This window comes from Streptomyces sp. SID4985 (assembly GCF_009863025.1).
Taxonomy (GTDB): domain Bacteria; phylum Actinomycetota; class Actinomycetes; order Streptomycetales; family Streptomycetaceae; genus Streptomyces.
The window spans coordinates 1-20660 of sequence record NZ_WWIR01000404.1 but is presented as its reverse complement, the minus strand read 5'-3'; the positions used below and the strand labels follow the sequence as shown (position 1 = coordinate 20660).

Annotated in this window: 16 protein-coding genes; 8 read left to right on the top strand and 8 right to left on the bottom strand. The window is 72.0% G+C overall.

Going from position 1 to position 20660, the window contains the following annotated elements; all coding sequences use genetic code 11:
* Positions 1-24 precede the first annotated feature (24 nt).
* The 6 genes from GTW40_RS17630 to GTW40_RS17605 all read right to left on the bottom strand — a co-directional run bounded on the left by GTW40_RS17630 (position 25) and on the right by GTW40_RS17605 (position 6889).
* Positions 25-1632, bottom strand: coding sequence for a glycoside hydrolase family 13 protein (locus GTW40_RS17630; RefSeq protein ID WP_161181159.1), 1608 nt, complete (start codon positions 1630-1632; stop codon positions 25-27).
* Positions 1633-1684: 52 nt separating this feature from the next.
* Positions 1685-2560 carry a carbohydrate ABC transporter permease gene (locus GTW40_RS17625; RefSeq protein ID WP_161181158.1) on the bottom strand — a complete coding sequence of 292 codons (876 nt, stop codon included), beginning with the start codon at positions 2558-2560 and terminating at the stop codon, positions 1685-1687.
* 48 nt (positions 2561-2608) lie between these two features.
* Positions 2609-3562, bottom strand: coding sequence for a sugar ABC transporter permease (locus GTW40_RS17620; protein ID WP_161181157.1), 954 nt, complete (start codon positions 3560-3562; stop codon positions 2609-2611).
* A gap of 4 nt (positions 3563-3566) precedes the next feature.
* Positions 3567-4922 (bottom strand): extracellular solute-binding protein, encoded by a 1356-nt coding sequence (locus tag GTW40_RS17615; protein ID WP_161181156.1) that lies wholly within the window; start codon positions 4920-4922, stop codon positions 3567-3569.
* A gap of 163 nt (positions 4923-5085) precedes the next feature.
* Positions 5086-6084, bottom strand: coding sequence for a LacI family DNA-binding transcriptional regulator (locus GTW40_RS17610; protein WP_202486040.1), 999 nt, complete (start codon positions 6082-6084; stop codon positions 5086-5088).
* Between the two features lie 166 nt (positions 6085-6250).
* Positions 6251-6889: a hypothetical protein gene (locus tag GTW40_RS17605; protein WP_161181155.1), complete on the bottom strand. Its 639-nt coding sequence runs from the start codon at positions 6887-6889 to the stop codon at positions 6251-6253.
* 263 nt (positions 6890-7152) lie between these two features.
* On the opposite strand from GTW40_RS17605, the gene GTW40_RS17600 reads away from it, so the two are divergent.
* The 3 genes from GTW40_RS17600 to GTW40_RS17590 all read left to right on the top strand — a co-directional run bounded on the left by GTW40_RS17600 (position 7153) and on the right by GTW40_RS17590 (position 8830).
* The gene (locus GTW40_RS17600) at positions 7153-7809 is read left to right on the top strand and encodes a helix-turn-helix transcriptional regulator (protein WP_161181154.1); all 657 of its coding nucleotides are present in this window, start codon (positions 7153-7155) and stop codon (positions 7807-7809) included.
* A 26-nt stretch (positions 7810-7835) separates the two neighbouring features.
* The gene (locus GTW40_RS17595; RefSeq protein WP_161181184.1) at positions 7836-8381 is read left to right on the top strand and encodes a toxin-antitoxin system, toxin component; all 546 of its coding nucleotides are present in this window, start codon (positions 7836-7838) and stop codon (positions 8379-8381) included.
* A gap of 218 nt (positions 8382-8599) precedes the next feature.
* A complete protein-coding gene (locus GTW40_RS17590; RefSeq protein WP_161181153.1) occupies positions 8600-8830 on the top strand; it encodes a hypothetical protein in 231 nt (76 codons plus the stop codon).
* A gap of 6 nt (positions 8831-8836) precedes the next feature.
* Here GTW40_RS17590 and GTW40_RS17585 read toward each other — a convergent pair whose 3' ends face one another.
* Positions 8837-9517, bottom strand: a complete 681-nt coding sequence (locus GTW40_RS17585) for a 4'-phosphopantetheinyl transferase superfamily protein (protein WP_161181152.1) — start codon at positions 9515-9517, stop codon at positions 8837-8839.
* A 271-nt stretch (positions 9518-9788) separates the two neighbouring features.
* On the opposite strand from GTW40_RS17585, the gene GTW40_RS17580 reads away from it, so the two are divergent.
* Both GTW40_RS17580 and GTW40_RS17575 read left to right on the top strand, forming a co-directional pair.
* Positions 9789-10916: an ATP-grasp domain-containing protein gene (locus GTW40_RS17580; protein WP_161181151.1), complete on the top strand. Its 1128-nt coding sequence runs from the start codon at positions 9789-9791 to the stop codon at positions 10914-10916.
* Positions 10917-11065: 149 nt separating this feature from the next.
* Positions 11066-12754: a carbohydrate binding domain-containing protein gene (locus tag GTW40_RS17575; protein WP_161181150.1), complete on the top strand. Its 1689-nt coding sequence runs from the start codon at positions 11066-11068 to the stop codon at positions 12752-12754.
* 48 nt (positions 12755-12802) lie between these two features.
* On the opposite strand, the gene GTW40_RS17570 is transcribed toward GTW40_RS17575, so the two are convergent.
* Positions 12803-14140 carry a 6-phospho-beta-glucosidase gene (locus tag GTW40_RS17570; protein WP_161181149.1) on the bottom strand — a complete coding sequence of 446 codons (1338 nt, stop codon included), beginning with the start codon at positions 14138-14140 and terminating at the stop codon, positions 12803-12805.
* A 167-nt stretch (positions 14141-14307) separates the two neighbouring features.
* On the opposite strand from GTW40_RS17570, the gene GTW40_RS17565 reads away from it, so the two are divergent.
* Genes GTW40_RS17565 through GTW40_RS17555 form a run of 3 tightly spaced genes read left to right on the top strand, consistent with a single transcriptional unit; the run spans position 14308 to position 20374 of the window.
* Positions 14308-19422 (top strand): caspase family protein, encoded by a 5115-nt coding sequence (locus GTW40_RS17565; protein WP_161181148.1) that lies wholly within the window; start codon positions 14308-14310, stop codon positions 19420-19422.
* Positions 19419-19775 (top strand): hypothetical protein, encoded by a 357-nt coding sequence (locus tag GTW40_RS17560; RefSeq protein WP_161181147.1) that lies wholly within the window; start codon positions 19419-19421, stop codon positions 19773-19775. Before GTW40_RS17565 ends, GTW40_RS17560 begins: the two co-directional genes overlap by 4 nt.
* The gene (locus GTW40_RS17555) at positions 19772-20374 is read left to right on the top strand and encodes a hypothetical protein (RefSeq protein ID WP_161181146.1); all 603 of its coding nucleotides are present in this window, start codon (positions 19772-19774) and stop codon (positions 20372-20374) included. The genes GTW40_RS17560 and GTW40_RS17555 overlap by 4 nt, the downstream gene beginning before the upstream one ends.
* Positions 20375-20660: the final 286 nt, after the last annotated feature.

Sequence of the window (20660 nt, the reverse complement as noted above, 5' to 3'; positions counted from 1 at the left end):
GATAGCAGGGATGTGCGGGTGCGGTCAGGCGCGCAGCCAGACCGCGGTGTCCTGCGGAAGTCGGCCCTCGTCGTCCAACGGGCCGCTGCCGAGCAGGAGTTCGGAGTGCGCGGGCAGGCCGACGGATGCGGTGGAGAGGTTCACCACGCACAGCGCGCCGTCCGCGCGGGCGAAGGCGAGCACGCCTTCGGGGGCGGGAAGCCAGGTGAGCGGTCCTTCGCCGAAGGCGGGGCGGGCGGCGACGGCCTCGCGGTAGAGGGTGAGCATGGAGTGCGGGTCGTCGCGCTGCCGGTCGGCGGCGTACGCCTCCCAGCCCGCGGGCTGCGGCAGCCAGGGCTCCTCGCGCGAGCCGAAGCCCGCGTACGGCTCCGCCGCCGCCCACGGCAGGGGGACGCGGCAGCCGTCGCGGCCCGGATCGGTGCCGCCGGAGCGGAAATGCATCGGGTCCTCGATGCGTTCGCGCGGGATGTCGGCCTCGGGCAGGCCCAGTTCCTCGCCCTGGTAGAGGTAGACCGAGCCGGGCAGCGCGAGCGAGAGCAGGGCGGCGGCGCGGGCGCGGCGGGTGCCGAGGGCGAGGTCGGTGGGAGTGCCGAACTCCTTTGCGGCGAAGTCGAATCCGGTGTCCTCGCGGCCGTAGCGGGTGACGGTGCGGGTGATGTCGTGGTTGCAGAGCACCCAGGTGGCGGGGGCGCCGACGGGCGCGTGTTCGGCGAGGGTGGAGTCGATGGCGGCGCGCAGGCGCGTGGCGTCCCAAGGGCAGGACAGAAAGGCGAAGTTGAAGGCGGTGTGGAGTTCGTCGGGGCGCAGATAGCGGGCGAAGCGTTCGGCGTCGGGGAGCCAGACCTCGCCGACGAACATCGCGTCGTAGGAGTCGGCGACCGTGCGCCAGGAGCGGTAGATCGCGTGGAGTTCGTCGCGGTCGACGAAGGGGTGCGGGTCCGGAGCGGCGGCCAGGTCCGGGAGTTGGGGGTCCTTGGCGAGCAGGGCGGCGGAGTCGATGCGGACGCCCGCGACGCCGCGCTCGAACCAGAAGCGCAGGATGTCCTCGTGTTCGCGGCGGACGGCGGGGTGGGCCCAGTTGAGGTCGGGCTGTTCGGGGGTGAAGAGGTGGAGGTACCAGTCGCCGTCGGGGAGCCGGGTCCACACCGGTTCGGTGGAGCCGACGAACTGTGACGGCCAGTCGTTGGGCGGGAGTTCGCCGTTCGCGCCGCGTCCGGGGCGGAAGTGGAACAGCTCGCGCTCGGGGCTGCCGGGTCCGGCCGCGAGGGCCGCGCGGAACCAGGGGTGCTGGTCCGAGACGTGGTTGGGCACGATGTCGACGATGGTGCGGATGCCGAGTTCACGGGCCTCGGAGATGAGCTTCTCGGCCTCGGCGAGGGTGCCGAAGGCGGGGTCGACGGCACGGTAGTCGGCGACGTCGTAGCCGCCGTCCTTCATCGGGGAGACGTACCAGGGGTTGAACCACAGGGCGTCCACGCCGAGTTCGGCGAGGTGGGGCAGCTTCGCGCGGACCCCGGCGAGGTCGCCGGTGCCGTCGCCGTCGCCGTCCGCGAAGCTGCGGACGTAGACCTGGTAGATGACGGCCGAGCGCCACCAGTCGTCGGTCGCGCGGGCAGGGGTGGGCTGTGCCACGGTGCGTGCCTTTCTGATCGAGGGCCGGGTCAGCCCTTGCGTCGGGCCCGGGTCAGCCCTTGGTGCTGCCCGCGCTGATCCCGGCGATGATGTGCCGCTGGAAGACGAGGAACAGGGCCACCATGGGGATGCTCGCGATCACCATCGCGGCGACGAGCACGGTCAGTTGGATGTTCTGCGACAGCTGGACCAGGGCCACGCCGATGGGCTGCTTGTCGGTGTCGGAGAAGACCATGAGCGGCCACAGGAAGTCCTGCCAGACGGCGACCAGCGCGAAGATCGACACCACGCCGAGGACCGGCCGGGACATGGGCAGCACGACCGACCACAGGATGCGCAGCTTGCCCGCGCCGTCGATCTCGGCGGCCTCCAGCACGTCGCGCGGGAGCTGGTCGAAGAACCGCTTGAGCAGATAGAGGTTGAAGGCGTTGGCGACGGCGGGCAGCCAGATGCCGAGCGGGTCGTTGAGCAGGCTGGTGTGGATCAGCGGCAGATCGGCGACGGTCAGGTACTTCGGTACGACCAGGGCCTGGGCCGGGACCATGAGCGTGGCGAGGATGCCGCCGAGGATCACCTTGCCGAAAGCGGGCCGCAGCTTGGACAGGGCGTAGGCGGCGGCCGTGCAGAACACCAGCTGGAACGCCCAGGCGCCGGCCGCCTGCACCACCGTGTTCCACAGGTGCTCCGGGAGCTGCATCAGGTCCCAGGCGTCGGTGTAGCCGGTGAGGTGCCAGTGCTCGGGGACGAGGGTGGGCGGGGTGCGGGCGATCTCGTCCGGGGACTTCATCGCGCCGGAGGCCATCCAGTACACCGGGAAGAGGAAGGCGAGTGCGAAGAGGACGACGACGGCCGTGAACACCGTCCAGTAGACGGCCTTTCCGCGCGGGCGGGCGAGGGTGGCCGGGGAGACGAGGGTGCGGGTGCTCATGTTGCCCCCTCGGTGCGGGTGCTCATGTGCCCTCCTCGGTACGGGTGTTCACGCGTCCCCCTCGGTGCGGGTGAGCCGCAGATAGACGGCGGAGAAGACGCCGAGCAGGACGAGCAGCATGAAGCTGAGGGCGCAGGCGCCGCCGAAGTCGTTGTAGAGGAAGGCGTATTTGTAGATCAGGTAGAGCACGGTCACGGTCGCGCTCTCCGGTCCGCCGCCGGTGATCACGAAGGGCTCGGTGAACACCTGCATGGTGGCGATGATCTGAAGGAGCATCAGCATCAGGATCACGAACCGGGTCTGCGGGACCGTGACGTGCCGGATGCGCTGGAGCAGGTTCGCCCCGTCGAGTTCGGCGGCCTCGTACAGCTCGCCGGGGATGGACTGGAGGGCGGCGAGGTAGATGAGGACGGTGCCGCCGAGGTTGGCCCAAGTCGCCACGATCACCAGGGAGATCAGCGCGGTGTCGGTGCCGTTGGACCAGTTCGAGGTGGGCAGGTGCAGGAAGCGCAGCGCCTCGTTGGCCAGGCCCGCGCCGGGGTCGTAGAACCACTTCCACAGCAGGGCGCTGACCACGGGCGGGATCATCACCGGCAGGTAGACGACGACCCTGAAGAAGGCTTTGGCGTGCCGGAGTTCGTTGAGGACGAGGGCGAGGACGAAGGGGACGGCGAAGCCGAGGAGCAGGGCGAGCAGGGTGAAGGTGAGGGTGTTGCGCCAGGCGGCGCCGAACTCCGGGTCGTCCAGGACGTGGGTGAAGTTGGCGGTGCCGACCCACTCGGGCGGGGAGCCGGGGGTGTACTTCTGGAAGGCGATGACGACGGCGCGGATCGCCGGGTACCAGGAGAACAGGGCGAAGCAGACGAGGCCGCCGAGCAGGAAGGCGTAGGCGCGGGCCTGGTCGAGCAGGATGCGGCGGCGCCGACCGCCGCCCGGGTGCGGGCCGGGCAGGGCCGGGAGGGCGGCGGCCCCGGTGGGCCGCCGCTCGGCCGTCTTCGTCATGGCGTCAGCTCCGGGCGAGGATGCCGTCGATCTTGCCGGACGCGTCCTTGAGCAGTTGGTCGATGTTCGCGTCCTTCTTGGTGAGGACGGCGGAGACCACGCCGTCGAGGACGGAGTAGATCTGCTGGGCGTGCGGCGGCTCGATCTTCAGCTCCAGGCTGTGGTTGCCGTCCAGGAACGCCTGGTAGTTCTCCACCGGGACGTTGGCGTTGGCCTTCTTGACCTCCTGGTCCTTGGCGTCGGCGGCGCCGGTGAACAGGCGCGGCTCGGGCAGGCCCACGGGGGCGTCGTGCTGCTTGGCGCGGGCGTAGTCGCCGAGGAAGCCCTTTCCGGGGGTGAGGAACATGTGGTCGAGCCACTGGAGTCCGGCGCGGATCTGGGCGGGGGTGTCCTTCTTGTTGAACATGTAGCCGTCGCCGCCGATGAGGGTGCCCTTGCCGCCGGGCATGGGGGCGAGCGCGAGGTCCTTGTAGGAGCCGCCCTTCTCCTTGACCAGGATCGGGATGTTGTCCGGCGCCGAGAGGTACATGCCGAGCTTCCCCGAACCCATCAGCTGCTGCGCGTCGTTGATGATGAGGAGCTGCTTGCTGCCCATGGAGTCGTCGCCCCAGCGCATGTCGTGCAGGTTCTGCAGGACGGCGTGGCCCTCGGGGGTGTCGACGGTGGCCTTCTTGCCGTCGGCGCTGACGACGTCGCCGCCCTGCGAGTACAGCTCGGCGGTGAAGTGCCAGCCGCCCTGGTTCTGGGCGCTGTAGTCGGCGTAGCCGACGGTGCCGTTCCCGAGCGCGGCGATCCTCTTGGCGGCGGCGCGGACCTCTTCCCAGGTGGCCGGGGGCTTGTCGGGGTCGAGTCCGGCCTTCTTGAAGAGGGCGCGGTTGTAGAGCAGGCCCATGGAGTAGCCGGTGCGTGGGATGCCGTAGACCTTGCCGTCTACGGTGTAGATGTCCCGGAGCTGCTTCTGGATCGAGTCGTAGTTCTTCAGTTCCTTCAGGTACGGCGTGAGGTCCGCGGCCTGGTGGATGTCGACCACATGCCGGGCGTCGGTGAAGTAGGTGTAGAACACGTCCTCCATCTGGCCGCCCGCGAGCTTGGCGTCGAAGGTCTTGGGGTCCTGGCAGGGGAAGGCGTCGTGGGCGACGACGTCGATGTCCGGGTTCTGCTTCTCGAAGGCCGCGATGTCCTGCTCGAAGAAAGAGCGGTCGACCTTGGCGCTCTTGGGCGGCTCGCAGTTGACGGTGATGCGGGTCTTCCCGCCCGCCGAGCTGTCGTCGTCGCCCGATCCGCACGCGGCGGCGGTGAGCGCGAGGGAGGAACAGACGCCGATCGCGGCGAGGGTGCGGCGGAACCCGGTGCTTGTCATCGGTGGACCCCTCATGGCGGGAGCCATGGGTGCCGCGCACATGTGTGGCGGGCACTCACGGCGGGAGCAGTGGGCGCCGCACACTCAAGCACCGCCGACAGGGGGCCGCAAGATGTCGTGCAGAATCTGTAATTATTCGACAGCCGCGTGATCGCAGGCGCTTTCAGTCGCGCGGGGCTTGCGCGGTGGAGCCCCGGACCACCAGCTCGGGCTCGAACAGCAGCTCCTCGGCGGGGACGGCGGTGCCGCCGATCTGGGCGTTCAGCAGTTCCACGGCCGCGCGGCCCATCGCCTCGATGGGCTGGCGGACGGTGGTGAGCGGGGGCTCGGTGCAGTTCATGAACGCCGAGTCGTCGTAACCGACCACCGAGATCTGCCCCGGTACGTCAAGTCCCTTGCGCCGGGCGGCTCTTACGGCACCGAGGGCGAGGGGGTCGCTGGCGCAGATGATGCCGGTGACGCCCTGGTCGATCAGCCGGGAGGCGGCGGCATGGCCGCCCTCGATGGAGAAGATGGCGCGCGCCACGCGGGAGTCGGGCAGGCCGCCCGCCAGGGCGTGGGCGGCGGCGAGCTTGCGGGCGGAGGGCACATGGTCGCCGGGGCCCAGCAACAGGCCGATGCGCTCGTGGCCGAGGGAGGCCAGATGGCGCCACGCCTGCTCGACGGCGACCGCGTCGTCGCAGGAGACGCCGGGGAATCCCAGGTGTTCTATGGCCGCGTTGACCAGCACCACGGGAACCTTGCGGTCGGCGAGCCTGCGGTAGTGGTCGTGCGGGGCGTCGGCCTGGGCGTACAGCCCCCCGGCGAAGACGACCCCCGACACCTGTTGCTGGAGCAGCAGTTCCACGTAGTCCGCCTCGGAGACCCCACCCTTGGTCTGGGTGCAGAGCACCGGAGTGAGCCCGAGCTGCGCCAACGCGCCCCCGATGACCTCGGCGAACGCGGGGAAGATCGGGTTCTGCAGCTCGGGCAGCACCAGTCCGACCAGCCGGGCGCGCTCGCCGCGCAGCTGGGTCGGCCGCTCGTAGCCGAGCACGTCGAGGGCGGTGAGGACCGACTGCCGGGTGGCTTCGGAGACTCCGGGTTTGCCATTGAGCACCCGGCTGACCGTGGCCTCACTGACCCCGACCTTCTTCGCCACTTCCGCAAGTCGTCGCGTCATGCGCGCAAGGGTAGCGCAAGTTACGCAAGCCGCTTGCGTAACGGAGCGCACGGTCTCGGGTGCGGGAGAGAAGTGACCCGGGTGCAGTGGCCCGCCTAAGGGCGCGCACTGTCGCGCGTGCGGATGACCCGGCGCCGTCGGTGACCTGAACACCGACGGGGCCGGGTCAGGTCTGCGGGGTCGCGACGACCGTCAGATGGGCGCGGCGGGTGCGGGCGGAGGGCTCCCGGGGGATCATCGTCAGCCGACGGTGGCCCAGCTCGCGCAGGAGGGGCGGCGTCTCGTCGACGATGCGGCACTCGGCGGTGCCCCGGCGCGGATCGGGGTGGTGCAACAGGCGTACGGCGCCGTCGAGTCGGGCCGCCGACTCGCCCACCGCCCGTATCCAGTGCGGCAGGCCCTGCCGGTAGGCGGCCTCCATGATCGGGTCGTGGGCCACGTCCCGGCGTATCGCCTGGAGTTCGTGGTCGTGCCCGTACCCCTCCATCGCGGACTTCAGCTGGGCCAGCATCGGCAGGCACCAGCCCGGCTCGTGCTCGCCGAGCACCCGGTCCGCGTCGGGGTGGAAGAGGACGAACCGCAGGAAGTTGTCGCCGGGCATGGCGGTGGGGTGGGGGCGTACGTCCCCGAAGAGCGTGCCGAAGGCGCCGTTGGCCAGCAGTACGTTCCAGCGGAGGTCCACGACGAGCGAGGGGAACGGGGCAGCCTCCACCACGGCGGCGTAGTCCTCGAGATACGCCCGCGTTTCGGAGCTCTCGGGGACGGGCCGCGCTGCCGGCCGCCGCCCTCCTGCCTGGTGTGCCATCGAGAGGTCACCCCTCTTGCCTCGGCCGCCTTCAAGCGGCCCTGCGATCCTGGGGCCCGGACGAGAGCCGTGTCAACTATCGTGGCATTCCATGCCTGTTGACGGCTGAAATTCGCCACAGTTGTGGCGAGACCTGGATGCGAGTTCGAACGACCGGCTACTCTCCGGGAAGTTCACTCGCGGCCGGCGGTGACGGAAGCGGACGCGGACGCGTCGGTCGACGGCCCCGGAGACTTGCCTTGAGAGACGTAGGAGTTCTGTCGGTGACGGATGGCTACGCGAATCCGGGCGCCGCGGCGACCGCTCGGCTGCCGGCCGTCGTCGCCCGCGTCACCGCCCTCGCCGACCGGCTGGGCGTGCCGCACGCCGAGGTCTTCGGCACCGGGCGGCTCTCGGTCGCCAGCGGTGTCCCGGAGCCGGTGGTCAAGGCCCTGCTCGGCGGGCGCCCGGCGGGCGAGCCGGATGTGCAGGCCCGTTTCCTCCAGCGTCTCGACCTCCTGCGCCGTACCCGGCTGAAGCCGGGCGGCCGCAAGTACACCCAGCAGGAGATCGCCGACGGCGCGGGGATGTCCCGGCAGCAGGCCGGTGCCCTCATCAACGGCGACCGGCGCCCCACCATGGAGCACTGCGACGCGCTCCAGCGGTTCTTCCGGGTGCACGCGGGCTTCCTCACCGCCGAGGACCCCGAGGCGCTGGCGAGCGCGCTCCAGTACACCGAGCAGGAGTTGCTGCAGCGCCTTGCCGACCGGGAGCGGGCCGCGGCGAGTACGGCCGAGGACCCGCTGGAGCGGCTGCTTCAGGACCACGGGGTGCGCGGGATCGCCTGGCGGGCCGCCCAACTCCCCACCGACCAGCACCGGGACAAGGTCGCCGAGTGGCTCGACATGCTCCTGGAGAGCGTCCGGCAGCCCGAGTCGTGAGCCGCGTGAGGGGCATCGGCAAGGACATGCGGCGGCTCTGTGCCGAGCTGGTCGGGCAACTCGCCCTGCCCGCACCGGTTCCGCCGCCCGAGCTGTACCGCGCGCTGTGCACGGCGATGAGCCGCAGACGCGGCCGCCCGGTGCAGTTCCGTACGGCCGTCTTCCCGCCCGGCACGGCCAGTGGGCTGTGGCTGGACATGACCGACCGCGATCTGGTCGTGGTGGAGGAACGCACCGCCCCCGACCACCAGTTGGTGATCCTCGGGCACGAGCTGTGGCACATGCAGGCCGGACACTGCGATCACCACGCGGAGGGCATCGGCGTGGGCGTGGCCACGCGGCTGCTGGCCGACGACCCCGACCCGGCCGCGCTCCAGGCGGCCGTGCAGCGGGTGGCCGCCCGGACCCGCTTCGACCTGGACGCGGAGCGCGACGCGGAGACCTTCGGACTGCTCCTCGCCAGCAAGTGCCGCACGCGGATGAGCGGTTCACCGCTGAGCGGTCCGGTGATCCGGGACGACGTGGCGGGCCGCATCAGCACCTCGCTCGGCTACCCGGGCCCGCAGAGCTGACCCCGCGAGTCTCCGGCTCCCCCGCGCACAGGTCCGCGCCCTCTCGCCCACAGGTTCCCACTCCCCGCCCACATGGCCTACGGCACCGCCCGCGCCCTGCGCCGACCGGGCGACACCCGCGCTGCGCGAGACGGGGCGTTGTCAGTGGCGGACGGCAAGCTGGATACGTGCGCCGCAGCGCGCGTGATCCATGACGCCGAGCCGGGGAGAGCCGACCGATGGCCACCGCCGTACTGACCGACCCTGAGCGCACCGCCGTCCAGGCGTATCTACGGCTGCTGCACACCGTGCGCGCCGCGTTCGACGGCCCGGCGGCGGCCGGGACCAGGCCCGCCGTCGTACCGCCGACGGTGCTGGCGGAGGCGGAGCGGGCGCTGGCGGGCGCCGGGCTCGCGGGGAACGAGGCGGAGTTCTTCCGGCTGGTGGGGACGTGGTGCCCAGAGGGGTAGCGGGGTTCAGCCGCGCGGCACCGGCACCGCCGTCAGCGCCAGCCCCTCCCCGATCACCCACCGCCCTTCGAACCCCGCGAGGCGTACGCCTCCCACCACCGGCCCCGGCACCAGCAGCCGGACGTGGAAGGTGCCCCGCGTTCCGTCGCCGGGGACCGGCACCAGCTCGATGTCCGCCTCCGAGAAGTCCAGCCACGCCCGCGTCAGCGGGAACCACGCCTTGTACACGGACTCCTTGGCGCTGAACAGCAGCCGGTCCCAGTGCACGCCGGGCCGGGCGGCGGCGAGTACTCCGTGCCGTGCGCGCTCACCCGGCAGGGCGATGGTGTCGAGGACGCCGTCCGGCAGGGCCGCGTGGGTCTCGCCGTCGATGCCGAGGGAGGCCAGGTCGCCGGTGCGGACGAGGGCCGCGGCGCGGTAGCCGTCGCAGTGGGTCATGCTGCCGGTGAGTCCCTCGGGCCAGAGCGGGGCGCCGCGCTCGCCGGTGAGGACGGGCGCGGGGGGTACGCCCAGCTTCTCCATCGCGTGCCGCGCGCAGACCCGTACGGAGGCGAACTCGCGGCGGCGCTTGACCACCGCGCGGGCCACCAACGGCCGCTCCTCGGGGTACAGCGCGGTGTCCGCGTCCTCCGGTTCGCCGAACGCCTCCACGGCCACCACGGACTCCGGAAGCAGTTCCTCGATCACCGGACCGGACCTCCAGGGGCAGGGGCGCAACGCGGATTTCACCCCAGCACATCCGCCCCCACCGGGCAAGACCGGACCGGCGCGCGAGGCCGCGGCGGGGGCGGCCGATCCGTAACACGCGCGTTGCACGCGCACACCGTCCGAGGCCGTATGATCGCCCCAACATCAGCGCCCAACCTCCCCTTCTCCAGGGCGTTTTGGTGACCCTTCCTCCTCCCTGCCCGGGCACGGGCCGCTGAGTCGTGCCCGAAAACCCCGAAAGGCGGCCCGCATGGTCTCTCGCGTACGCGTATGGCTCAACCGCACGTACGCGGAGAACGTGTTCTTCATGGATCAGCTGCGCAGAAACCCGAGCGACCGCGCGGTGGAGATCCACGCCACGCACGGCGACCCGGACTCTCCCGTGCTGGCCGCCGCCGACACCGCCGACCTGGAGCCGGAGGGTCTGTCCCCGGCCGCGTACGTCGAGTTCGCGCTCGACCAGTGCGCGCGGCGCGGCATCGACGTGTTCGTGCCCCGGCTGCACCAGTCGGCGATCGTCGCGCACCGCGCGGAGTTCGAGGCGGCGGGCACCGCGCTGCTCGCGCCGACGCCGGAGGCGGTGGCCGTCTTCGAGGACAAGGCGACGGCGTACGAGGCGGTCACGTCGGTGGGCGTCGCGGTGCCGCCGTGGTGGCGGGTGCGTACGGCGGACGAACTCATCGCGGCTGTCGACGAGTTGGAGGAGGCCGGGCACAAGGCGTGTTTCAAGCCCGCGGCCGGTGCGGGCGGGGTCGGCTTCCGGGTGATCACGCGGTCGCCCTTCTCGCTCACGCACCTCAGCGGGTTCCCCGGGCCGTACGTCCAGCTCGATCTGGTGGTCGAGGCGCTGCGGCAGGCCGAGGAGTCCGTGGACTGGCTGGTGATGCCGAGGCTGGAGCAGCCGGAGGTGTCGGTGGACTGCCTGACCGGTACGGACAACCGCATCCGGCTGTCGATCGGCCGCACCAAGAACGGCAGGCGGCGCGGGTTCACGCTGGACGAGCGCTGGCTGGAGCCCGCCCGGCTGATCGCGGAGGGCTTCGGGCTGCACCATCTGTCCAACATCCAGTTCCGGATGTTCGGCGACCTTCCGGTGCTGCTCGACGTGAACACGCGCGCGGCGGGTGGCCTGCACCAGCTGGCACTGTGCGGGGTCAACGCCCCCTGGGCCGCCGTGCAGTTGGCGATGGGTGAGGACCCGGGCGTGATCGAGCCGCCGTTCCTGGGTCAGGACTACACGACGGTGTCCGGGCCGCGTCCGCTGCGCCCGGTGTCGGTGCCCCGGCAGCGCGCGGAGGAGACGGAGGTGCTGCTGCCCGCCGTACCGGCGCCCGCCGAGCAGACGACGGCCCGCGCCGAGGCGCTGCCGCTCCTCTGAGCCCCCCCCGGTCTCTCCCCGAGGTCTCTTGGTATGGGCCAATTCGGTTCAATGGCTTGACAGTTGAATTGGTCCATACCACTTTGGACGACGCACCTCGTTCGCACTCTGTGCACTCCCGGACACCTCCATCCCCACAGGGAGATCGCGTGCGTCATCCATTCGGGCGTCCCAGACGCCGGCTTCTCGCCCTGCTCGGTTCCGCCGCCCTCGCGCTCGGCGGGGCCATCGCCCTGCCGGGCACCGCCCAGGCGGCCAACATCCTCACCAACCCCGGCTTCGAGTCGGGGAGTCTGTCGCCGTGGACCTGTACGGGCAACCTCGGCTCGGTCGTCTCCTCCCCCGTGCACGGCGGCTCCCGGGCCCTCCAGGGCGCGGCGAGCGACAGCGACAACGCCCAGTGCAGCCAGACGGTCGCGGTCAAGCCGAACACGACGTACTCGCTGAGCGGCTGGGTCCGCGGCTCGTACGTCTACCTCGGCGTCGACGGCGGCGCCTCCACCTGGACCACCTCCCCGTCGGCGTACAGCCAGCTCAGCCTCTCCTTCACCACGGGTGCCTCGCAGACCAGCGCCAAGATCTATGTGCACGGCTGGTACGCGCAGGGCACCTACTGGGCCGACGACATCAGCCTGGACGGCCCGGGCGGCGGAGGGGGCGGTGACACCCAGGCGCCGAGCGCGCCGAGCGGGCTCGCCTCGACCGGCAAGTCCTCCTCCAGCGTGTCGCTGAAGTGGAACGCCGCGACCGACAACGTGGGGGTGACGGCGTACGACATCTACAGCGGGTCCAACCAACTCCTCAGCGCGGCGGGCACGTCGGCCACCGTCAGCGGGCTCTCGCCGAGCACGTCGTACACCTTCACCGTGAAGGCGCGGGACGCGGCCGGGAACGTCTCCGGGGCGTCCAACTCCGTGACGGTGACGACGGACGCGGGTGGCGGAGGCGGCGGCACCGGCTTCAAGCAGGCAGCGCCGTACCTCTACGAGGGCTGGGGCGATCCGCCGAACCCGCAGACCGTGATGAGCGCGACCGGGATCAAGTGGTTCACGATGGCGTTCGTGCTGGACTCCGGCGGCTGCAACCCCTCCTGGGACGGCAGCAGGCCGCTGACCGGCGGCGCCGACCAGACCGCGATCAACCAGATCCGCTCGGCGGGCGGTGACGTCGTCCCCTCCTTCGGCGGCTGGCAGGGCAGCAAGCTCGGCGCCAACTGCTCCTCCGCGAGCGCCCTCGCCGGAGCCCTCCAGAAGGTGATCGACGCCTACGGTCTCAAGGCGATCGACATGGACGTCGAGAACACGGACGAGTTCGAGAACGAGGCCGTGCAGGCGAAGATCCTGACCGCGCTGAAGACGGTCAAGGCCAACAACCCGGGCCTGAAGACCATCGTCACCTTCGGCACCTCGACCACCGGCCCGACCTACTACGGCAACCGGCTGATCGAGCAGGCGCAGTCGCTCAACGCCAACATCGACGTCTTCACCATCATGCCGTTCGACTTCGGCGGCGGCTCGGACATGTACGGCAACACCGTGAACGCGGCCGAGGGCCTGAAGAACAAGCTCAAGTCCACGTTCGGCTGGGACGACGCCACCGCGTACTCCCACCTCGGCATCTCCGGCATGAACGGCCTGTCCGACCAGCAGGAGAACACAAGTCCCGCCATCTGGCAGCAAATTCGCGACTGGTCCAACTCCCACCACATCGCCCGCCTCGCCTACTGGGCGGTCAACCGCGACCGCTCCTGCCCCGGCGGCGGCGTGGTGAGCAACTGCTCCGGCATCAGCCAGAGCACGTGGCAGTTCACGTCGATCACGGCCGGTTTCACCGGCTGAGATCACGTCGCACACCACGGAGGGCCACTCGGCGGAGCGGCCCTCCGTTCAGTTCAGGTACGCCAACTCCGGGTGCACCGCGATATATCCGTCGAGCAGCCGACGGGCGACGTTCACCGAGTCGACCAGCGGGTGCAGGGCGAACGCCTTGACCGCGCTCGCCCGGGAGCCGGAACCGGCGGCGGCCAGTACCTCGCGTTCGACGGCCTTGACCGCGCAGACCAGGCCGGTGGCGTGGCCGGGCAGGGGGGTGGTGGTGAGGGGGTGGGCGCCGTCGGCGTCGACGAGGCAGGGGACTTCGATCACCGCGTCCTCGTCCAGCGCCGAAAGGGTGGTGCGGTTGCGGACGTTGAGGATCAGGGTCGTGCGCTCGTCGCGGGAGATGGCCCGCATCAGGGCGAGGGCGACCTGTTCGTAGCCGCCGGACAGGTCCTCCTCCTCGCGTTCGCCCGCCCCGGCGCTCTCGCGGTTCTCCGCCATGTACGTCGCCTCGCGTTCGGCGCGGGTGCGGTCCCAGGCGGCGAGGGCGGAGACGTCGGGGTCGGCGGCCTCGGTGTAGAAGCGGGCCTGTTGTTCGCCGAGGAAGGCGCCGCGCGTCAACTCGGCTTCCTGGTAGGCGCGTACGGTCTCGCGGTTGAAGTAGTAGTAGTGCAGGTACTCGTTGGGGATCGCGCCGAGGGACTGGAGCCAGTCGGTGCCGAAGAGGCGGCCCTCCTCGAAGGAGCCGAGCAGTGCCGGGTCGGCGAGCAGGCGCGGGAGTTCGTCGCGTCCGGCGACGCGCAACGCCCTTACCCAGCCGAGGTGGTTGAGGCCGACGTAGTCCACGAACGCCTCGGCCGGATCGGCGCCGAGCACGCGGGCGATACGGCGGCCGAGGCCGACCGGGGAGTCGCAGATGCCGATGACGCGGTCGCCCAGGTGACGGGACATCGCCTCGGTGACGAGCCCGGCCGGGTTGGTGAAGTTGATGACCCAGGCGTCCGGTGCGAGCCGGGCGATCCGACGGGCGATGTCCACCGCGACGGGCACGGTCCGCAGCCCGTACGCGATGCCCCCGGCCCCGACGGTCTCCTGTCCGAGCACCCCCTCGGCCAGCGCGACCCGCTCGTCCTCCGCGCGCCCCCGCAGCCCTCCGACCCGGATCGCGGAGAACACGAAGTCGGCCCCGCGCAGCGCCTCGTCGAGATCGGTGGTGGCCGTGACACGCGGCGCGTCCGCCACCCTCGCCGCCTGCTCCCCCAGCACCCGCGCGACGGCCCGCAGCCGCGCGGCGTCCGTGTCGTACAGCACGACGTCGGTGACCCGCCCCGCACCACGGTCGCCGAGCAGCGCGCCGTACACGAGGGGCACGCGGAACCCACCGCCGCCCAGAATCGTCAGCCTCACGTCCGTACCCTTCCCGCACCGCCGCCCCGCGTCCGGCGCCGTCCCACGTCCAGCGCCGTCCAACGTCCGGCCCCGTCCCGCGATCATGACACGGCCGACGCCCTCGCCAACGCCCGATCCGGGCAAACCCGTACCCGTCGGCGCGAAGGACCAGTACCGTCCGGCGGGTGACGATCAGACGACATGCTCTCCTCATCGGGGTCGGCGAGACCCCGAAGGCAGCAGGGCGGTTCGACGCCCTCACGGAGGTGGTGACGAAGGATCTCGAGGCGCTCGCCACGCAGTTGGCCGCCTCCGGCTACGAGGTCTTCCGGCTCGACCCGGCCGAGGGCCCGGTGGACAAGGGCGACATCACCACCGCCCTGGAGACGGCCGCCGCACGGGACTGCGACCTGCTGCTGATCCACTTCACCGGGCACGGCGTACGCCTGGACGGCCGGGACTACCTGGTCCCGGGCGACGCCCTCGCCCCCGCCTCCGGTACCGCCTGGACGGCGGGGCAGCGGGGTTCGCTGCTGGAACTGGACATCACCGGATTCCTGCGCGGGTGCCGCGCCCCCTCGGTCGTGCTGACCGTGGACGCCTGCCGGGACGCCCAGGACTCCGGGGACGGAGACGCCTTCGGCGCGGCCACCCTGCACGCCCCGTCCGAGCGGCTGGCCCTGTTCGTCGGCTGCGGCCGCGGCCAGCGCTGCCACTACGGCCCCGACGGGAGCCACTTCTCGCAGGCCCTGGCCGAGGCACTGGACCCGCTCACCCCGGAGCGGACGCTGGAGGGGGTCGTCCTCAAGGCCAAGGCCCGCACCGAGGAGCTGGCCGGGCGCCACGACGACCGCGAGCAGCGGCCGGTGCTGAGCGTGGCCCCCGCCGACGAGGCGCTGGCGTCGTTCCCGGAACCGTGCGCGGGCACGGATGTGCCGCTGCGCTGGCGCGAGGCCGTCCGCAAAGCGGGCATATGGGCGGCGCGGGAGGGCGAACCCGGACCCGACGCGGCGATGCGCCGGAGGATCTCGGAATTCGCGCACCGCTGCGCGGTGTCCGTGCTGCGCGACCGGCGCCGCTTCGACGACCCCTGGCAGGACCCGGGGCTGCCCGAGCGCGTGCTGCGCCGGGTGCTGCCGGTCCTGCTCCGGGGAAGCCCGGAACGCTCTCCGGTGGAGACCGGGCTGCTGGCCGGACTGCCGCTGCTGCGCGAGGCGATGTGGGCCCGCAAGCTGAGCAGGCTCGCCGAGGCCGACCCCTTCGACCTGGACGCCGTGGCGGACCCGGAGCGGCCCCCGACCGGGATGCGCACCGAGCTGCGGTACGTGCACGAGAGCCACCCCCAGTTGCTGCGCAAGGCGCGCGGCCACCTCAGGCGCGGGGAGGAGGCGGAATATCACGCCCTCGCGGCGTGGCTGGCGCATCGCTGGGTGGCCGAACAGCTCGCGGAGAAGCCCGACCCGGGCTGTCTGGAGCTGGCGCGCGACCTGGCCCGGGCCCTGCTGGGCCCGGACAAGGAGCACCGGGTGGACGACATCGCCACCGTGCTGGTGGGCGCGGTGCGTTTCCTCGCCGACGAACCGGTGAATCTGGACGTCCACGACCTCTACCTGCGCAACGCGCCCGCCGCCCTCCCCACCACCGACGGCCTGCTGCCCGTCCACTGGTGGAGCGTGCTGGGAGCGGTACGGCTCGCCGGGCTGCTCGCGGCCGACCCGCGCCTCTTCCCCGATGTGCTGGCCGAACACGTGGGCGTCACGGACCCGGTGGTGCCCGCCGCCGTGGTGGAGACCCTGCAGCAAAGCCTGGAGTGGGCCCGCGAGGGCGACGGCCTGCACCTCAACATGGCATGCCCGCACCCGGCCCTGTACGAGAGCCTGCTCGACGTCACCCGGCGCGCCGACGGAGTGCTGCGGGCGGTGACCGCCGAGCGGCGGCTCGGGCAGGGCGACCTGATGGCCGCGCTGCCCGCCCGGATCACCTCCCGCGAGCTGCTCGCGGCCCGGCCGCCGGACTCGGAGGACCGCGCCTTCAGCGTGCCGCTGCTGCGCTTCACGCTGGCGCAGGACGAGATCCGCGAACTGCTGATGGGCCACCAGCTCTACGGCGACCGCGCCCTCGCCGTCCGCGAGCTGTACCAGAACGCCGCCGACGCCTGCCGCTACCGCGCGATGCGCTGGGACTATCTGAAGCGGTTCAAGGACTTCCCCATCGCCTGGTCCGGGGAGATCAGGATCACCCAGGGCCGGGAGACGGGCCCGGACGGGCGCCCGGGGCGGGCGTACATCGAGTGCCGGGACAACGGGGTCGGCATGAGCCGGGCCCTGCTGGAGCAGACGTTCAGCCGGGCCGGGCGCCGCTTCTCGCAGACCCGGCCGTTCCGGCGTGAGCAGGCGGAGTGGCTGATCAGGGACAAGTCCCTCCAGCTGTACCCGTACAGCCGGTTCGGGATCGGCGTGCTCAGCTACTTCATGATCTCCGACGAGGTGTCGTTGGTGACCCGGGAGGTCGGGCCGGACGGCGCGATCGCTCCGCAGGCCCTGGCGGTGGACATCTCCAGCAGCAGCGGTCTGTTCAACATCCGCCCCTACGAGCGTCCGGACGACCCCCTGCACGAGGGCGGCACCCGGGTCCGGCTGATGCTCAGCGAGCCGGAGGAGGGGCAGGAGCCGGTCTCGGTCACGGACGTCCTCGAACAGCAGGTCCGGCTCAGCGAGCACCGGCTGCTCCTGCGGGAGGAGGGCCGCGAACACGTCGAGCGGAAGGCGGGCCGCCTGTACCACCGTGACGGCGGTCCGAAGGAGCGGGTGGCCAGGCCTCGCGAGACCGGCGGCTCGGTGTGGTGGGTCCGTGGCGACGGAATGCTGCTCGCCGACGGCATCGTCAGCTCGCGGACGCCGTTCGGGTACGTCGTGAACCTCTCGGGAGCCCAGGCGCCCAAGCTCAGCGTCGACCGCAACAGCCTGCTGGACTGGAACGAGGAGTGGACGGCGGAACGGCTCCTCGAAGCGGCCGAGGCCCTGCCGGGCTGGGACGGTCTCGACCTCGACTGGCTGTGGCGCCTGGAGAACAGCGACGGTGCGCTCGCCGCGGGCATCGCGGAACGCCTCGCCGGGCGCGGACTGACCCTGCCCGTGTACCGCGTGGACACGTTCGCGCGGCCGGACGTCTCCCTCGACGAGGTGGGCTGGTTCCCCGACGACCGGCGGCACCTGCCGTCCGGTCCCGGCGAGATCGGCGGCTCCAGAAGGGGGTTCGCCGAACCCTGGCGGCGCGCCGTCCTGCGTGACCAGGGCGTGGTGTCCGGCGCCAAGGAAGACGGTGGCGTCCTGCCCAGGGACGTCAGCGGCCATCCCGTACCCGCCCCCGGCGACAACGCCCTGCTGGACAACGCCACCGCCGGGACCGGCGACCTGGTCCACCACGCCGCGCAGACCGGCCGGACCGTGGCCACCGTGCTACGCCGCGCCCGGCGGTTCGCCCTGCTCGGCACGGGCCCGCGGATTCCCGCGGTCGCGGCGGCGGCCACACCGGAGCTGGACTTCGTCCCCCATGACCTGGACCTGCCCCTGGTGTCGTGGATGACGGACTGGTCCGATCCGGAGCGGGCCCGGCGGCAGCCCGCCGTGGGCGGGCTGATCTCCATCTCGGCCCACACCGGCATGAGCCTGGGAGTGTTGCTGGACCGCTGCCGTCGCTACGCGCCCCTGGGACTCACCCCGCCACCCGTCCCCGCGCACTGTCTGGAGCACCGGGCCTCGGCCAGGGACGCCGAACTGCTGGCCGGGTGGGCGGAGAACCGGCGCCACTACTCCAACGACGGTCTGCCCCGGGAGGTGCTCCCGGTCCATGTGGCGCGCCTCGCCAAGCAGTTGGGCATGAGCGGTGCGGACGTCCTGGCCGCGCTCCGGGAGCGCGAGCACTTCGGCTACCTGCTCCCCTCCGAAGAGGATCTGCTGCCGACGGCGCCGACGGACACGCAGTGGAACGTGTTCCGCAGCTTCGTCGCGGAGGCGGGCGAGGAAGGCGACCGGAGTCTGCAGTCCGTGCTGGCCCTGGCCGCCCGGCACGAGATCCCGGTGGACGAGGTGCTGCGGTCCGTCGACGGGCTCGCCGGTCCGCGGACCACTTCATGGCTGCCCGAGGTGCCCGCCGGGCTGCCCGCGCTCGCCCGGGCCGACCTGAAGCTGCTCACCACGGACAACGGCAGCGGCGAGGTGCTGCCCTACCGGTCGGTCCCGCTGGACCTCCTGGCGCTGTGCTACGCGCCGGGCGGGAAGTTCCCCGGGCACGGCTCGGACCTCGACTTCGAGCCCTGGGACGCGTTCGCCGCCCGGGTACGGCGGCTGGAGCGCTTCGGCATGAAGGTGCCCGGGGACCTGGAGCCGCTGCGGCGCTGGATCGACCTGTCGCCGCGTGACCGCATGGCCCTGATCATCGGCAGCCTCGATCCCACCGTGCCGTGGACCGCGGCCACCCTGGTCTGCACGGCGGGCGAACTCGGGGAGTCCCTGGTGGAGAGCCGGGACCGGCTCGCGGCCCACGCGCCCTGGGTCGGGAAGGAGGCGCCCCGGCTCCCGGACGAGGCCATGGCGTTCAAGCCTTCCGAAGCCGACTCCGAGCTGCTGACCGAGGTCCACGACCTCGATGTCGGAACCTGTGTCCGGGCCGACTGGGCGACGATCACCCCGCTGGCCCTGGCCCGGTACGCCGACGGTGCCGCTCTCTCGATCCCGCAGGCGCTGGAACGGCTCGCGCCGTACCGGCTGCTCGGCGCGCCGGTCCCCGAACTCACGGCGGAGCAGGCGGAGCGCGCCCGCGACGTCAAGCCCGACCAGTTCGACGTGCTGGCGCTGTCGGAGGACATGGACGGGAAGAATCCGCCCAAGTTCGTCTTCTCCGCCCTTGACCTGGTCGCGGTCGCCGCCCGGGGCGGCCGCCCGGTCCGCGAGGTGTACGAACGGCTGCGCTGCTACGAGCCGTTCGGCGTGGTCGTCGAGGCGGACGGGGCGCCGGACGTGCTGCCCCTGTGGCAGGACATGGTGCTGCTGAGCGAGGGGCTGAACGGTCGGGCGCCCGCTCTGTCGGGCAGCCCCCCGCCCGAGCTGATCGCCGACCTGGCACGCGAACTCGACACCGACGAGGCGTGGGTGGGGGAACGGCTGCGGACGTACGCCCCGCTGTTCGGGCTGTACGGGGAGCCGGGGACCTCTTCGGAGGCACCCGGCCCGACCGCCGTCGCGTCTTCTGCCGCGGCCGAGACGCCCGGCGCCACCGGAGGACAGGAGTCCATGGCATGACGACACCCGAACACGACCTCGATCTCAAGTACGCGAAGACCGACTGCGGGACGCGCGGCGAGGCCGAGTTCACTCTCGGCGCGGACCCCCACCGGGTGACCGTGAGCGGCCGGTGCCCGCGCTGCGAGGGGGAGACCGGCACGGACTTCCCCAGGGGCGTGGCGGGCACCAAGGGGTGGCGGTTCTGGGCGAAGGAGGAAACTCCCTCCCCGGCCGGGCGGTCCGCGGTGGTGGGCGCCGAAGTGCTGTACTGCGAGTGCGGGTTCGCGCACGAGGGCATGCCGGAGACGACCGGGTTCGAGGGCTGCGGCGCCTACTGGCGGATCGGTCCGGGTACGGGCGGCACGCCGTGAGCGCCGGGACGGACCGCCGGTGGGCGGAGCTGGCGCGGGAGCTGGAGTTCAGCCAGCTCGACGTGTTGCGCAAGCAGGCCGAGGGATGGCGCAACGGGCTGCTGGGCCTGACCGCCCTGGTCGCGGTGGTCACCGCGGTGAAGGGCCGCGACGATCTGTCCGCACTCGAAGCGCCCTGGCGCACCGTGGCGGTGTCCCTCCTGGGCGGCGCCTTCGTGCTGCTCCTCGTGGGCTCGCTCTTCGCGGTGCGGGCCTCCTTCGGCAGGCCGGGGCAGCGGATCACGCTCGGCGGTCAGGCGCTGCGGGCGTGGACGCTGCGGGAGATCGCCGAGGTGCGGCGGGCCGTGTACGTGAGCGCGTTCGGCCTGGCGGGCGGGGTGCTCCTGGTCGCCCTCGCGCTGGGCACCGCCTGGACCCACACCGAGGAACCGGCCGCCGACCAGGTCAAGGTGTCCACCCCCACCGGCACGCTGTGCGGGGAGCTGGTGGCGTACGTGCCGTCCGGGGTGACCCTGCTGCGCGACGCGGGGCACGGCGAGCGGACGGTGACCGTGCGCGCCGCCGACATCCGGAAGATCACCCCGGCCGCCTCCTGCTGACCCGCTCGCCCACCGGCCCGCGCCGCCTCCGTGGCGCGGGCCGGTGTTCTGCACCGGTACGCGGCTTCGGCGCCTGAACTCCCTTGCCGCGCAAGCACATTGTTTGCTTCAACCCTTGACGCCCGGAGAGCCGCGGAGCACATTGGCCGCATCTTGAGAGCGCTCTCAAGCGCACCCGCAGCACTTACTCCCCGTACCCGGAAGGCACCCCCATGAGCGAAACCTCCGGCATACCGCGCGCGGTCGGCAGACGCGGGTACTCGGTCCGCCGGGCCCTCGTCGCGGC